The 14,065-nt window shown below is 59.5% G+C and carries 13 protein-coding genes; 4 read left to right on the plus strand and 9 right to left on the minus strand.

The genetic code is table 11. From position 1 onward, the window contains the following. Positions 1-16: 16 nt before the first annotated feature. The 5 genes from AB731_RS04065 to secB all read right to left on the minus strand — a co-directional run bounded on the left by AB731_RS04065 (position 17) and on the right by secB (position 4,978). Positions 17-814: a DUF2306 domain-containing protein gene (locus AB731_RS04065; protein WP_047092313.1), complete on the minus strand. Its 798-nt coding sequence runs from the start codon at positions 812-814 to the stop codon at positions 17-19. Between the two features lie 98 nt (positions 815-912). Then, entirely contained in the window at positions 913-1,617 is a 705-nt protein-coding gene (locus AB731_RS04070; RefSeq protein WP_047092312.1) for a DUF4136 domain-containing protein, read from the minus strand. 165 nt (positions 1,618-1,782) lie between these two features. Continuing rightward, positions 1,783-2,802 (minus strand): tryptophan--tRNA ligase, encoded by a 1,020-nt coding sequence (gene trpS, locus AB731_RS04075; RefSeq protein WP_047092311.1) that lies wholly within the window; start codon positions 2,800-2,802, stop codon positions 1,783-1,785. Next, on the minus strand, positions 2,799-4,391 hold the full coding sequence (gene murJ / locus AB731_RS04080; RefSeq protein WP_047092310.1) for a murein biosynthesis integral membrane protein MurJ: 1,593 nt from the start codon (positions 4,389-4,391) through the stop codon (positions 2,799-2,801). Before murJ ends, trpS begins: the two co-directional genes overlap by 4 nt. A 41-nt stretch (positions 4,392-4,432) precedes the next feature. After that, a complete protein-coding gene (gene secB / locus AB731_RS04085) occupies positions 4,433-4,978 on the minus strand; it encodes a protein-export chaperone SecB (RefSeq protein WP_047092309.1) in 546 nt (181 codons plus the stop codon). A gap of 261 nt (positions 4,979-5,239) precedes the next feature. Between secB and AB731_RS04090 the strand changes: the two genes are divergently transcribed. Genes AB731_RS04090 through AB731_RS04100 form a run of 3 tightly spaced genes read left to right on the plus strand, consistent with a single transcriptional unit; the run spans position 5,240 to position 7,692 of the window. Next, positions 5,240-5,902: a Tim44/TimA family putative adaptor protein gene (locus tag AB731_RS04090; protein WP_047092308.1), complete on the plus strand. Its 663-nt coding sequence runs from the start codon at positions 5,240-5,242 to the stop codon at positions 5,900-5,902. A gap of 18 nt (positions 5,903-5,920) precedes the next feature. After that, on the plus strand, positions 5,921-7,102 hold the full coding sequence (gene mltA / locus AB731_RS04095) for a murein transglycosylase A (RefSeq protein ID WP_047093057.1): 1,182 nt from the start codon (positions 5,921-5,923) through the stop codon (positions 7,100-7,102). Next, positions 7,099-7,692, plus strand: a complete 594-nt coding sequence (locus tag AB731_RS04100) for a Smr/MutS family protein (protein WP_047092307.1) — start codon at positions 7,099-7,101, stop codon at positions 7,690-7,692. Before mltA ends, AB731_RS04100 begins: the two co-directional genes overlap by 4 nt. Positions 7,693-7,698: 6 nt before the next feature. Here the strand turns inward: AB731_RS04100 and AB731_RS04105 are convergent, their stop codons facing one another. Then, complete coding sequence (locus tag AB731_RS04105) at positions 7,699-8,253, minus strand: DUF2306 domain-containing protein (protein ID WP_047092306.1); 555 nt, start codon at positions 8,251-8,253, stop codon at positions 7,699-7,701. A 157-nt stretch (positions 8,254-8,410) separates the two neighbouring features. Here AB731_RS04105 and AB731_RS04110 point away from each other — a divergent pair, with 157 nt between their 5' ends. Then, positions 8,411-9,220, plus strand: coding sequence for a LytTR family DNA-binding domain-containing protein (locus AB731_RS04110; protein WP_047092305.1), 810 nt, complete (start codon positions 8,411-8,413; stop codon positions 9,218-9,220). A gap of 24 nt (positions 9,221-9,244) precedes the next feature. Here AB731_RS04110 and AB731_RS04115 read toward each other — a convergent pair whose 3' ends face one another. The 3 genes from AB731_RS04115 to ahpF form a co-directional block, all read right to left on the minus strand. After that, the gene (locus AB731_RS04115; protein ID WP_047092304.1) at positions 9,245-9,871 is read right to left on the minus strand and encodes a Pr6Pr family membrane protein; all 627 of its coding nucleotides are present in this window, start codon (positions 9,869-9,871) and stop codon (positions 9,245-9,247) included. 132 nt (positions 9,872-10,003) lie between these two features. Further along, positions 10,004-12,220: a catalase/peroxidase HPI gene (gene katG / locus AB731_RS04120; RefSeq protein WP_047092303.1), complete on the minus strand. Its 2,217-nt coding sequence runs from the start codon at positions 12,218-12,220 to the stop codon at positions 10,004-10,006. Between the two features lie 217 nt (positions 12,221-12,437). After that, positions 12,438-14,030: an alkyl hydroperoxide reductase subunit F gene (gene ahpF / locus AB731_RS04125; protein ID WP_047092302.1), complete on the minus strand. Its 1,593-nt coding sequence runs from the start codon at positions 14,028-14,030 to the stop codon at positions 12,438-12,440. Positions 14,031-14,065: the final 35 nt, after the last annotated feature.

A 14,065-nucleotide genomic window follows, 5' to 3' on the forward strand; every position in this document is an offset into this window, starting at 1 on the left:
AGTATAAAGCGGGCGGTCATTCGCCCAAGCCCAATCCCCACGCGATAGCTGGGCCCCATGCCTTGCTGGTGAAGAAAAATGTCGCCAACGCAATGAAAGCAGATGCACCCGCGAACAGCATGATCGCAATGCGCCGGGCAAAGGTGGGGAAATCACGGTCCGCAGTTCGGATCACAAATTCTGCCACCAGCAGGTTGGGCAGGTAGAACCAGAACACCATGATCTTGTCGAACGTCCCGCTGAAATCAGCGGTATGGCCGGCCTTTCCGAACAGCGCGAACCAGAAGCCGTAATCCATCCGGTACAGCCACGATCCAATGGCCAGCGCAAATAGGCGAATGGCCCATGCGCGGTGACGTTTGAATTGGCGGTTTCGGGCGTGGTGGATTGTCAGCAGTGCCGCCGCGCCCATCAATATCCCGTACAGAGCGAAGCCCACGCTCATCAGCGGTCCGCCGACTGTGCCGCGCAAGCTGATGAACACAAGGCCGCCAATCGCTGTCAGCAGCGCGCTGGCGACATATGTCCTGCCGATAATCCGATGCATGCGCGGCCATCGCCGGCGAACAGCGCCGATGAACTGGACAGGCCCGAGCAACAGGATGACAGCACCGAGTGCAAAGTGCACGCCAATGCCGATGCTGGCCGCAGGCGACTGACCTTCTGCATAAAGTGCGGGAAGAAAGGCGTTCCACGCGGCCGGTTCACCTTTTGCGATGGCGCAGAGATAAAATGCCAGAATGAAAAGAGCGAAAAGCGCGCCACTCAGCCAGACCACTGCGGCCAGCGCACGTATTGACCAGGTCAGTGCCATGTCTGCGAGCCTAAGGTGGTGATTGGTGTGGGGCAAAAGAAAAGGGCGGACCAATGCGGTCCGCCCTTTCATTGTCTCTTATGCAACCGGCGCTGCTGTTAACGCTCGCCGCGCTGGCCTTCGGGTGCGATGGAAATGCGCACGGTTTCACCCGAATTTCCGGGGAAGTCGGTAAACATCGCTTCTACCAGATTGGGCACCAGATATTGCAGGCGGTTCGATTGCGATACGGCCTGCGCGCTGCCTTCGAACAAGCGTTCGCCGGTGGCGGCATTATCGATCTTCAGGTCGATCCCGCTGGTAAAGACGGTGTAGCTGACGACATCATTGCCGCGACCGAAGAAGGGGTCTTGCCACCCATATCCCCAGCGGCTGCTAGGCACATAGGCCACACGCGCTCGGCCTAGCCGGTCGCGGTATACGACCCGGCGGGAATAGGAATTCCATGGGCTGAAGAAGGGATCGCGGCCAAAACCTGTCGAACGGACACGTTCGCGGCCATTATCCACGCCATAATCGAAGCGCACAAGCAAGGTGGCGTCCTCTGGCGTGGCAGCCTGAACATAGCCAAGCTGTGCCATTTCTTCCTCGACCCGGTCGGCATAAAGGCTGAATTCCAGCCCGCCGGCGAGCGCCGGATCTTCTGCCAGTACAAAGAAACTCTGCCCCTGCGGTGCAGGCAACTGGCTTTCGAAGCGCGACACGTCCGCACGGAAAGGCGTGGCACACGCGGCAAGGCCCAGAGTGAGCGCGGCCAGTGTTGCCAGCTTGGTGCCTTTTTTCAGCGTGGTGGTAATATTCATGGCTTATCTTCCTGCAGCCGGAGGCCTGGGGGCGTGCGCCATCACATTTCAGACGCAAGCCAATTTCAACGACAGAGCGTGCAATAGCAAGGGCGGGCTGAACCGGGCTTGAACCAATGCGGCAAAACCGATTGATTTGAGTGACTTGTTGTAAAATGAACGGGGCTAGCCGCGCACCAGGCCTAACGCCTGATAAGCCGAATCAAGGGTCGGCCTGCTCAATTCGCGCGCTTGTGTAGCTCCGCGCGCCAGAATCGCATCCAGAGCCTCGCGGTCCTCTTTCAGTTCCACAAACCGTTCACGGATCGGGCCGAGGGTCTCGACCAGCTTTTCAGCCAGTACTGGCTTGAAATGGCCGAAGCCTTGGCCGCCATGTTCAGCCAGCACGGCTTCGGGCGTTGTCTCTGCCAATGCAGCAAAAATGGTGATGAGGTTGAGCGCTTCAGCGCGGCCTTCCAGTCCGGCCATTTCACTCGGCAGAGGTTCCGGATCGGTCTTTGCCTTCTTCACCTTTGCCGCAATTTCGTCGGGCGTGTCGGACAGGTTGATCCGGCTCATATCCGAAGGTTCGGATTTGCTCATCTTGCGCGAACCATCACGCAGCGACATGATCCGCGCGGCGGCCTTGGGAATGTAGGGATCGGGAAGTGTGAAAACAGGCGCGTCTTCCGTCCCGAAGTCATTGTTGAACTTCTGCGCTATGTCGCGTGCCAGCTCCAGATGCTGCTTCTGGTCCTCTCCCACGGGAACGTGGGTCGCCTGATACAGCAGCACGTCGGCAGCTTGCAGCACAGGATAGCCGAACAATGCGACTGACTGGCCTTCACGGTTCTTTCCCGCCTTGTCCTTCCACTGCGTCATGCGGTTAAGCCAGCCCATGCGCGCGGTGCCCATCAACAACCATTGCAGCTCTGCATGGGCGGGCACTTGCGCCTGATTGAACAGCACGGTTTTCGCCGGATCGAGCCCGCAGGCGACCAGTGTGGCGACCATTTCCAGTGTGCTGGCGTGCAGGTCCTTCGGATCATGCGGCATCGAAATGGCGTGCAGATCGGCGAGGAAGATCAGGCACTTGCCATCCTGCGCCACTGCCTCGTCCTGCAACTTCACATAATTGCGGATCGCACCAAGATAATTGCCCAGATGCGGCTTGCCTGTGGGCTGAATTCCAGAAACGACAATCATGGGGCCTCAGGCTCTCTTTTCTTCATGAACGTGGCCAGCCGCTGCTTGCTGACTGCTCCCAGCGCAAATGCCACGCCGAAATATACAATGATGGCGCAGGCGACGAGGGCGATAAGGGCCAGCAGCTGCTCGGGTATGCTCGCGTTGTAATAGGGCGTTAGCAATTCGCGCGTGTAGAACAAGGCTGTGCCCATGGCCACCGCCGCAACCAGCTGCCGCGCAAGCCGCCCGATAAGCGGCCAGTCCATCTGGTAATAACCGCGAAGGCGCAGCACCAGATAAAGGATTAGGCAGTTAAGCCATGCCCCAATCGCGCTGGCGGCTGCCACGCCTTCCACGCCAAAGCGTTGAAGGAATGCGATGTTGAAACCGACAAACACCACCAGTGCTGCTACGGCCGCATAGACCGGCGTGCGGGTATCCGAACGGGCATAGAAGCTGGGCACCAGCACTTTCACCAGCACATAGGCGGGCAGGCCTGCAACCAGCACCGCCAGAACGCCGCCGGTCATCGCTGCATCTTCAGCATCGAACCGGCCCCCGCCAAAGATGATGGTGATGAACGGCACAGCGCAAATCGACAGCGCGACCGCGGCGGGCAGAGTCAGCAACATGCCCAGCTCAATCGCATTGGATTGTACCCGCGCGGCGCCCGCAGTGTCTTTCGCGCCGATGAATTTGGACAGCGTCGGCAGGATCGCCGTGCTGAGTGCAATTCCGATAATCCCCAGAGGCAATTGGTTCAGACGATCAGCATAGTTCATCCAGCTGACCGCGCTGCCTTCCAGCTGGTTGAGGAAGTAGACCTGCAGCAGCGTATTGATCTGGTACGCGCCGCCGCCGATTGCAGCGGGCAGGGCAATAATTCCCAGCCGTCTCACTTCCGGTGTCATACGCGGGCGCTGGATCCAGCGCGGGCGGAAACCCTCTTTATGGGCCCAGTATACCAGCCAGCCCAGCTGCAAGACGCCCGCCACCGGAATGGCCCATGCGACGATATAGCCCATGGCGATAATGTCGGCCTCGCCCATCCCCAAAGCACTGATGGCCAGCAATGTGCCGATCAGCACCAGGTTGAAGATGATCGGAAAGCTTGCCCCGGGCCCGAAACGGGAGACCGAATTGAGCATACCTGTCAGCAGCGTAACCACGCTAACCAGCAGAATGTAGGGGAACATGATCTGTGCGAAATCGACTGAGTAATCGAATGTTGCATCGTCAATCGGCTTGTCCGACAGCAGCCAGATCACGCCGGGCATGGCGATTTGCATGATAGCTGTCAGCACTATCAGCGCCGGTACGAAGACCGAAATCACATCATTGCTGAAGCTGCGCGCTTCCTCCAGCCCGTCGGCGCCCCCCGCGGAATTGTGAAGGCGTTTGGAGAACATCGGCACGAATGCAGCAGAAAACGCGCCTTCGGCAAAAAGGCGGCGAAACACATTCGGAATGATCAAAGCCTGAAACCAGGCATCCGTGACTTCGTTCGCGCCCAGGACGCGGCTGAAAATCATCTCGCGCACCATGCCAGCGACGCGGCTGACCATCGTCAGCCCGCCGATCGTGCCGACATTCTTGAGGAGGCTCATCGTTCAGCCGCCTGCAGGTTCAAATTCAGCTTCCCGGCAGATCAGTTGCTGCCGCCGACTGGCATATCGCCGCCGGGAGCCATACCGCCTGCTTCTTCTTCCTGAGCCCGCTTCTGCTGCAATTGCTGCACATACAATCCGTTGAAATCGATCGGATCAAGCATCAGCGGAGTAAATCCGGCATCGCGTACAGCATCGGATATGACGCGGCGGGCGAAGGGGAACAGGATGCGCGGGGCTTCGGCATAGGTGAAGGCATGCTGCTGTTCTTCACCCATGTTGCGCATGCCGACCAGGCCGCAATATGCGAGATCCACGATGTAGGCCGCGCCCTGCGATGTCTTGCTGGTCGCGGTGATCTTCAGCTCCACTTCGGTCAGATCGTCAGCGACCTTGCGTGCACCGATATTGAACTGGACATCCATTTCCTGCTGCTCGCGCCACTGGAAGCTCTCCGGAGCCTTCGGGTTCTCAACCGAAAGATCCTTCACATATTGCGAAACAATGCCCGCAATCGGCTGCGTATCGGCGCCGTTGCCAGCTGGCTGTGCATCAAGGTTGGTGAGGACGTCGCCTTCATCGGCCATGGATCATGTCTTTCGTATCAATAAGTCTGTTTATGCGGTGGCTTTGCCGTGGGACTCGCCCGCTGCGATTTCGTGCCGCGCGCCTATCACCCTTGCGTGCGCGCTGCAACGCCGTGCACCATTGCAAGAAAATGTTTTATTGCTGCTTCAGGCACCCTTAAGTCCTGCTTGTTCATTTGCCAAAAGCACCTATCTCGTTCACAATTGCTGTTAAAGCCCGGGCAGTATGTTTCAGCCGGGCAAGTTTGGGAAGTTTTTCGAATGATTTGGCAAATCGTCATCCTCGCCATGATCGCTGCCTTTCTTGGTATGCGACTGTATTCGGTGCTGGGCCGCAAGGCGGAGCATGAGGAGGAAGCAATTGCCAGCCAGCTTGAACGTGCTCAGCAGGAAAACGAAAACCGCCAGCAAGGTCAACAGGCGCAATTGACAGAGGCACCGCGCAATGACCGCGCTCTGGCAGGCTTTACGCCGGCTATCGAGCAGGGTCTGCGCGAAATTTCGACCGCAGACCGCCAGTTTGAACTGATCCCGTTCCTTGAAGGTGCAAAAAGCGCCTATGAAGTGATCCTCGATGCGTTCTGGCGCGGGGACAAGGAAGAGCTGAAGCAGCTGTGTGATGACGATGTCTACGCCAGCTTCTCCGCTGCGATCGAAGAGCGTGAAGCCGCCGGCTTCAAGGTGGACAATCGCCTGATCCGTATCGAAGACACGACGGTACATTCCGCAGTGCTCGACAAGAAGGTCGCGCGCATTGCGATTCGCTTCGTCGCCGATATCGCCAGCGTCACCTATGATGCCGATGGCAATATGGTGGCCGGATCGCTCGATGATGCCATAGAAAGCCGCGATATCTGGACCTTCAGCCGCGATGTGCGCAGCGATGATCCAAACTGGCTGCTCGACGAGACTGACGCGGCTTGATAGCGTTGCGGCGTGATGATGATGCGCCGCCTTCTGCCAATTTTCGCACTGGGTCTGCTTGCGGCCTGCAGCCGGATTATACCTGAAGCTGGTCCGCAGCCGGGTTTGCCGGTCGCTCCGGCCAGCGCCCTGCAGCTTGGCGCGGTTAGCCTTCCTGCGATCGGCCTTGGCACGATCAATCCGGATGATGCCTCCGCTGCGCTCAGCGCGTTCCGCACCAGTTGCCGCGTTGCGACAAGCCGGGAAGACCTCTCCGGCCTCACCAATCCATCGGACTGGTCCGTGCCGTGCGACGCCGCAGCCGCCTGGTCCGATGCACGGGCGCCGGAATTCTTCGCCAGCCAATTCACACCGGTGCGTGTAGGCGAAGGCACGGCCTTTGCTACCGGATATTTCGAACCCGAAATCCTGGGCAACCGAACCCGCCGCTCCGCCACAGACGTGCCGATATATGGAGTCCCCAACGATCTTGAGCGTTGCTGGCGCGATGGCACGCCGGAAAGCGAGCGCGAAGGCGAAGGCCGCGCCCCGCTCAGTCGCCGACTGCCGGACGGGTCATGCGTGCCGCACTTCACCCGCGCCGAAATTGAGGCAGGCGCGCTTGACGGCTCTGCGCCAGTGCTCGGCTATGCCAGCGACCCAATCGAATTTTTCTTCCTGCAAATACAGGGATCGGGCCGTGTCCGCACGCCGGACGGCGAGATCATCCGTATCGGTTATGACGGGCAAAATGGTCACGGTTACACCGGCATTGGCGGTGTCATGCGGACACGCGGTCTGCTGGGTGATGGCCCCGGTCAATATGCCGGCAGCATGCAGGGTATCATGCAATATCTGCGCGAGAACCCTGGCGATGGCGCGGACCTGATGCGCCTCAATGAAAGCTGGGTGTTCTTCCGCGAGCTTACCGGCGAAGGCCCCATCGGTTCCATCGGTGTGCCAGTTCGCCGGGAAAGCTCCGTCGCGGTCGACCCCAAATTCGTGCCTTACGGTGCACCTGTGCTGCTCGACCTTGATCGCACTGTCGCCAATGGGTTGTGGGTTGCGCAGGATACCGGCGGTGCCATTCGCGGCCCCAACCGGTTCGACACCTTCTGGGGTGCAGGCGATCAGGCGCGCGAAATCGCCGGCGGCATGAGCGGACGCGGCCAAGCCGTAATCCTGCTGCCAAACGCTGCTGCCGCGCGCCTTCAGCGATGAGCTCGCCGCGCGGCCTTACTCCGCAAGAGGCGGCGCTGTGGGGGAAGCTTGCCAGCACGGTTGAGCCAATGCGCAAGGACGGTATTTTGAAGCCCTCCAGCCCGGCCCCGATCATTGCCGGGAAAGCTGCCTCACCACTTTCAAAACCGAAGGCTGGCGTTCCCGGTTCTGTGCGGGAAAGGCCGCGTATGAGCGGCATCGCTGCGCCGTCCGCCCCGCCTCCCGCTCCGCCTCCCGCGCGGAACGCTGGACTCGATTCGCATTGGGAGCGCCGCCTTTCGCGCAATTCGACCGATCCTGATTTCACGCTCGATCTGCATGGCCATACGCTGGAGCAAGCGTATCGGCGGCTTGATGCAGGCATCATGCAGGCCAAGGCGATGGGCGCGCGGCTGGTGCTGGTGGTGACTGGGAAACCGCGCCCGGTCGATGCGGCAGACCGGGCCGAGCGGCGCGGGGCTATCCGGGCGAAAATTCTCGATTGGCTTGCAGCAGGCCAGCACGCGTCAGACATTGCCGCCATACGAAAGGCGCACCGCCGCCACGGAGGCGAGGGTGCGCTTTATCTTGTGCTGAAGCGGCGTCGCTGACGCATCTCAGCCGAGCAGCATTGTATTCATAAGTCGGCCATCGAGGACAAAGGCGGCGATGCCGGGAAGCATCAGTGCGCCGAGGTAAAGGCTGACAAATTCCTTGCCATGGCCCCTGATATCTCCGCGACGCGCCTTGGCGACGATGAGATAGGCGGCGCGCAGCGTAATCGGCACAAAGATGTGAATCCATGTCATCTCCATCCCGGGACGGAGGAACATCGTGGAAAGCGCCGTCACAACCATCAGTGAGACCCACAATTTGCCGAGCTGTTTGTGCATCGGCGTGCCTTTTTTGGCGATAATGAGATACACGCCTAGCGGTACACAGGGGATCACTGTGGCTACATGGAAAACGAGAACCAAGTGCTGCAGATGCGGCAGATCGCCGGAAAGGCCGAGGGCGGCGCGGGCGAAGGCGATCACACAGATGGTGGTCATCAGCGTTCCCGCTACGATTATCAACGCCCGGCTTAGAGGGTTGATATCCATTTGGCCGCGCTGCGCATTACGACCCAAACGGCTGAAAAAATTGAGCGGATTGGCGCTTGTGCTGGTCATGAAAAGTCTCCCGTTGAGTTCGTGAGACCGGTTGTGCCCTGCGCTCTTTCGCGGGCAACGCGCTTTGCGTGTTTGGGCACTTTCCTTCGCAAAGCGCGCGGATTTTCGCTGTAATGCCACTTTACGAAACGCGAATGGGCGTTAGTTTCGCACGAACATGAATGCGCTCCCCACATCTCGCCGCTCCGCTTTCTTGCGGCGTACACTGATCGATCTGGCGATCATGACGGTGATCGGCGTGGGCTTGGCGCTGATCGGACCGTTTGGCAGTTTCGGTGATCCGTTGGCCCTGCGCCTCGTCGTGTGGCTGGGCTTCGCCTATATCGGATATGCGGTTTACTCACCCATTGATGGCCTTGCGAAAAGGCTGGCGCCGGGACTGGCACTGCCTGCCTGGGGCTTGCAGGTCGCTGGCGTGATGGCTGCCTCTGTTCCGATGACTTTGGCCGTCTGGGTACTTCCCCGCTTGCCGGACCGGGTGCGAATTCCTGATCTGTCGACGGCGGTATCCCAGTATCTGTATGTCCTGATCGTTGGCGGATTAATAACCCTGCTGTTCGCGGTGATGAAGCGGGATGACGAATTGCCACCGGCAACAGTCACGTCTGATACTGTCGGTGCCAAACCTGCCATCCTGCCAGAACAGCAAGCCATCACCCCGCGTTTTCTTGACCGCTTGCCGCCAGAACTCGGGGGCGAGCTTATCGCATTGGAGATGGAAGACCATTACGTCCGCGCGCATACCGCACTGGGCAATGAACTGGTGCTGCTGCGAATGCGTGATGCGGTAGCCGAACTGGATGGCATGGATGGTGAGCAGGTGCATCGCAGCTGGTGGGTCGCGCGCGGCGCGGTGGCCGATGTAAAGCGCGAAGGGCGCAATGTCCGCTTGGTGCTGGATAATGGCGTTGAAGCGCCTGTCAGCCGGGCCAATGTCACTCCCTTGAAAGAAGCTGGCTGGATCTAGCTGGCCGTATTTAACTGGCCGTATTTAATTGGCAGATTTGCGGCCACGTAGCCGCAGCATGCCGACCAGCAGCAAGCCGAGCGCCAGAAAGAACAGCGTCAGCCCCGCAATGTTGATCGCCATCTGCACAGGGGAAAGCGTATTCGCGTCGATGAAAGGGTATGGATACATCCCGGTCACCGATCCGCGTGCCAGAATGTAAACACAGTACAGCACGGGCCAGATAACAACGGTCCAGGTGTCACGCCAGCGAAGGCCATCTACCGGCGCGAACATCGCGAACCAGATCACGCTGAGGATTGGTACGACTGTGTGGACACCGTGATTGGCGATGATTTCTGCGCCCACCTGGACCAACAGATGCGATAGCAATGCGTGATAGACGATGCCCACACCGGCAATGGCAGCAGTCATGGCCAGGAGCCATCGCGGTGCGACCGAACGGCCGCCTGCCACCACGGCAAATGTTGCGGCGATGATCAGGTTTGTCAGGATCGTGAAGAAGCGCGACATCCGCCACAATGCTTCGGCCAACGGCTCCCCCCCAAGCAGGTTCAGGCCGATCTGCAGCAAGACGCTGCCACAGGCGAGCAAAGCAATAACAGCAGCAGAGATACGTGCAGCGCGTGTGCAGGAAGATAGAAGGGTCATTCCCGGTCCCTAGCGCAATCGCGTGACTTGGAAAGAAAAAGACCCCCGTCAGCGAACCGACGGGGGTCTTCCAGCGACCCGAATTGCTTGGGGGGCAAGCTCTCCGGGGTTGTGGCCGGTAAAGGCTTTCGTTCAACCGTGGTACTTTGCGTAGCTCACGTCGAATCGGTCGGCGTCCATTACCTTCGTCCATGCTCGAATGAAAGTGGAAAGGAATTTTTCTTCCCCACCATTTTCCGCAAATACCTCAGCAATCGCACGGAGTTGGGAGTTGGAACCGAAAACCAGATCAGTACGGGTGGCGCGATATTTCTCCGCGCCGCTTGCCCGATCGGTCCCGACGAATTCCTCGTCGCCGCTTTCATCGACCACAGTCCATTTGGTACCCATGTCGAGCAGATTGACGAAGAAGTCGTTCGTCAGTGTACCGACGCGGTCGGTAAATACGCCAACCTTGTCGCCATGCGTCGGATGCGCATTCACTGCACCCAGTACGCGCATTCCGCCAACCAGCGCGGTCATTTCCGGAATGGAAAGGCCGAGCAGATTAGCTTTGTCGACCAGCATATCTTCCGTCTTCACGCTCGCCTTGGTGCGCAGGTAATTGCGGAAGCCGTCGGCAAATGGCTCAAGCGGCTCAAAGCTCTCGGCATCGGTATGCTCATCGCCCGCGTCGCCGCGGCCGGTGGTGACATTGACGCTGACCTTATGGCCACCATCCCTGGCTGCCTTTTCGATCGCCGCTGCACCTGCCAGCACAATGGCATCGGCCATCGACAAATCGCCGCGGATTTCGTCGAGCCTGGACAGAACCTTGGCCAGTTGGGCCGGCTCATTAGCTTCCCAGTCCTTTTGCGGGGCGAGCCGCACGCGGGCACCATTGGCACCGCCGCGCATGTCAGAATTGCGGAAGGTCGAGGCGGAGGCCCAAGCCGTTTTTACCAACTGGCTGACGGTAAGCCCGCTGTCCAGAACGGCGGATTTGAATGCCGCAACGTCGCTGTCCGAAGGCGTGGTGCCTGCTGGTACCGGATCTTGCCAGATGAGGTCTTCCGCCGGGACTTCTGGCCCCAGGTAACGAACCTTGGGCCCCATATCGCGGTGGCACAGCTTGAACCATGCGCGGGCGAAGGCATCGTCCAGCGCCGCCTGATCGTTGAGGAAGCGTTCGGATATCTTGCGATATTCGGGGTCCATCTTCAGCGCCATGTCGGCAGTGGTCATCATGGTCGGAACCTTCTTTGAAGGATCACGGGCGTCAGGGGCCATGTCTTCCGGGTCCGGGTTGATCGGCTGCCACTGTTTTGCGCCCGCCGGGCTTTCGACAAGTTCGAAATCATATTTGAACAGCAAGCGGAAATAATCGCCGCCCCACTGCGTCGGGTTGGGCGTCCAGGCGCCTTCGATACCCGATGTGGTGATGTTGCCGCTCGCGATTTCCTGCTCGTCATTGAGCCAGCCAAAGCCCTGCAGAGCGAGGTTCTCGCTTTCAGGCGCTCCGCCAAACGTATCAGCCGGCTTGGCACCGTGCGCCTTGCCGAAGGCGTGACCGCCAGCGGTCAGCGCGACGGTTTCTTCGTCATTCATTGCCATGCGTTCGAACGTGCTGCGCATATCCCGCGCGCTCTGCAATGGATCGGGATTGCCGCCCGGCCCTTCTGGATTGACGTAGATCAGGCCCATCTGGATGGCCGCAAGCGGGTTTTCCAGCGCCTTTCCTGCATCAGGCTGGATGCGGGTTTCAACACCCTGGTCGACCCACAGCTCTTCGGTACCCCAATAGACCGTTTCTGGTTCATAAACGTCGGCACGGCCGCCGCCAAAACCAAACACTGGTCCGCCCATGCTTTCAATGGCGACATTGCCGGTCAGGATGAACAGGTCAGCCCAGCTGATATTCTTGCCGTACTTCTGTTTGATCGGCCACAGCAGGCGGCGTGCCTTGTCCAGATTGCCATTGTCTGGCCAGCTGTTGAGCGGGGCAAAGCGCTGCTGGCCGCTGCTGGAGCCGCCACGACCATCGCCGGTGCGATAAGTGCCCGCTGCGTGCCACGCCATGCGGATAAAGAAGGGGCCGTAATTGCCGTAATCGGCCGGCCACCACGGCTGGCTGTCTGTCATCAGCGCAGTCAGGTCTGCCTTCAGCCCGGCATAATCAACGGTGTTGAACGCCTCTGAATAATCAAAGTCTTCGTCCATCGGATCGGCGGACTTGCCCTGCTGCGTAAGGATTTCGAGGTTGAGCGCGTCAGGCCACCAATCGCGATTGGTACGGCCAAGAAGACTGCGTACGCCGCCGTCACCAGTGAAAGGGCAGCCGCCTGAGATGGAACCTGTTTCTGCGTCCATGATAATATCCTCTTTGCATTGATCTTTGACCGATTGAGTCGGCTCTGATCGTCAAACTGCGCCAATTCGGGTGATTAGTCCAATCGATTAGTTGGCATTCATTGATCGTTTTTCCCGCAGGGCGGGCGAGACGTTTCAACGCTGCGTTCAACTGCAAAAAGGCCCGCGTCCGGGTTTCGGAAGCGGGCCTTTATGGTGGTCCAAGGGTGATCAGAAATCAGGCTGCCTTGGCGACATCCTCTGCCGCTTCGGTCCGAATCAGATAATCGAAGGCGGACAGGGCGGCTTTGGAGCCTGCCCCCATCGCAACCACGATCTGCTTGTATGGGACGGTGGTGCAGTCGCCGGCGGCGAATATGCCGGGCATGTTGGTCTTGCCATGCGCATCGATCACGATTTCGCGGTGCTTTGAAAGCTCCAGCCCGCTGTCTTCCAGCCATTCCGTATTGGGCACGAGCCCGATCTGCACAAACACACCTTCGAGTGCGAGATCGTGTTCGTCGCCGCTGGCGCGGTCTTTCCAGCCAAGGCCGTTCACCCGGTCGCCATCGCCGGTGACCTTGGTGGTCTGGGCGTTCACGAGGATTTCTACATTCGGCAAACTGCGCAGCTTGTCTACCAGCACCTTGTCAGCGCGAAGCTGTGTATCGAATTCAATCACCGTGACATGGCCGACGATACCAGCGAGGTCGATTGCAGCTTCGACGCCGGAGTTTCCGCCACCGATTACTGCAACGCGCTTGCCCTTGAACAGCGGTCCGTCGCAATGCGGGCAGTACGCCACGCCCTTGTTCCGGTATTCCTGCTCACCCGGCACGCCAAGCGAGCGCCAACGAGCCCCGGTGGAGAGGATGAGAGAGCGCGCCTTGAGCACCGCGCCATTTTCCAGCTCGACCTTGTGCAGGCCGCCGGGGCGATCCGCCGGGATCAGCTTGCTTGCGACCGCAAGGTTCATCAGATCTATGGAGTCCTGAGAGGCAACTTGCCTGCCCAGATCACCTGTCAGCTTGGGACCTTCGGTATATTCCGTACCGGGCAGGTTTTCGATGCCGAGTGTATCGTTCAGCTGCCCGCCAAAGCGTTCTGCGGCAATGCCGGTGCGAATGCCTTTGCGCGCGGTATAGATAGCTGAGGAAACCCCGCCAGGACCGCCGCCGACGACCAGAACCTCAAACGGTTCTTTCGCATCCAGCTTCTCGGCGGCCTTCGCTGCCGAGCCGGTGTCCACTTTGGCCAGTACCTCTTCCAGCGTCATCTTGCCGTTGAAGAAGCTTTCCCCGTTAAGGAAAGTCGCGGGCACGGCCATGATGTCACGGGCGTCCACTTCATCCTGGAAGGTGCCGCCTTCGATCAGGGTCGCAGTTATCCGCGGGTTTTCGAGTGCCATCAGCGTCAATGCCTGCACCACGTCCGGGCAGTTGTGGCAGCTGAGCGAGAAATACATCTCGAAATTGAAATCGCCTTCGAGCGCGCGGATCTGCTCCAGCACCTCGTCAGAAACCTTGGGCGGGTGGCCGCCTGCCCACAGCAGTGCGAGCACGAGCGAGGTGAATTCATGGCCCATCGGCAGCCCTGCAAAGCGGACCCAGCGCGATGCGTCCGATGCACGGCGGACGATGAAGCTGGGACGGCGCGTGTCGTCCCCGTCGAATGTCGCGGAAACCTTGTCTGACAGGCCTTCGATAGCCTCCAGCAGCTCTCGCGTTTCTTCCGATTTCTTGCCTTCACCCAGAGACGCGACAAGCTCGATCGGCTCGCGCAGATTGGCGAGATAGCTTTTGAGCTGGTCTTTCAAATTCTGGTCGAGCATCGGTGCATCCTGTCGTTGAGTGAAGCGTAAAGGCC

The organism is Aurantiacibacter marinus (assembly GCF_001021555.1).
GTDB classification, from domain to species: domain Bacteria; phylum Pseudomonadota; class Alphaproteobacteria; order Sphingomonadales; family Sphingomonadaceae; genus Alteraurantiacibacter; species Alteraurantiacibacter marinus.

Bases quoted from the DNA above. Each gene is read 5' to 3' on its own strand.
- murJ (WP_047092310.1), bottom strand. From the start codon at position 4,391: ATGAGCCTCCTCAAGAATGTCGGCACGATCGGCGGGCTGACGATGGTC.
- AB731_RS04070 (WP_047092312.1), bottom strand. From the start codon at position 1,617: ATGAATATTACCACCACGCTGAAAAAAGGCACCAAGCTGGCAACACTG.
- secB (WP_047092309.1), bottom strand. From the start codon at position 4,978: ATGGCCGATGAAGGCGACGTCCTCACCAACCTTGATGCACAGCCAGCT.
- ahpF (WP_047092302.1), bottom strand. From the start codon at position 14,030: ATGCTCGACCAGAATTTGAAAGACCAGCTCAAAAGCTATCTCGCCAAT.
- AB731_RS04090 (WP_047092308.1), top strand. From the start codon at position 5,240: ATGATTTGGCAAATCGTCATCCTCGCCATGATCGCTGCCTTTCTTGGT.
- AB731_RS04065 (WP_047092313.1), bottom strand. From the start codon at position 814: ATGGCACTGACCTGGTCAATACGTGCGCTGGCCGCAGTGGTCTGGCTG.
- mltA (WP_047093057.1), top strand. From the start codon at position 5,921: ATGATGCGCCGCCTTCTGCCAATTTTCGCACTGGGTCTGCTTGCGGCC.
- AB731_RS04115 (WP_047092304.1), bottom strand. From the start codon at position 9,871: ATGACCCTTCTATCTTCCTGCACACGCGCTGCACGTATCTCTGCTGCT.
- katG (WP_047092303.1), bottom strand. From the start codon at position 12,220: ATGGACGCAGAAACAGGTTCCATCTCAGGCGGCTGCCCTTTCACTGGT.
- AB731_RS04110 (WP_047092305.1), top strand. From the start codon at position 8,411: ATGAATGCGCTCCCCACATCTCGCCGCTCCGCTTTCTTGCGGCGTACA.
- trpS (WP_047092311.1), bottom strand. From the start codon at position 2,802: ATGATTGTCGTTTCTGGAATTCAGCCCACAGGCAAGCCGCATCTGGGC.
- AB731_RS04100 (WP_047092307.1), top strand. From the start codon at position 7,099: ATGAGCTCGCCGCGCGGCCTTACTCCGCAAGAGGCGGCGCTGTGGGGG.
- AB731_RS04105 (WP_047092306.1), bottom strand. From the start codon at position 8,253: ATGACCAGCACAAGCGCCAATCCGCTCAATTTTTTCAGCCGTTTGGGT.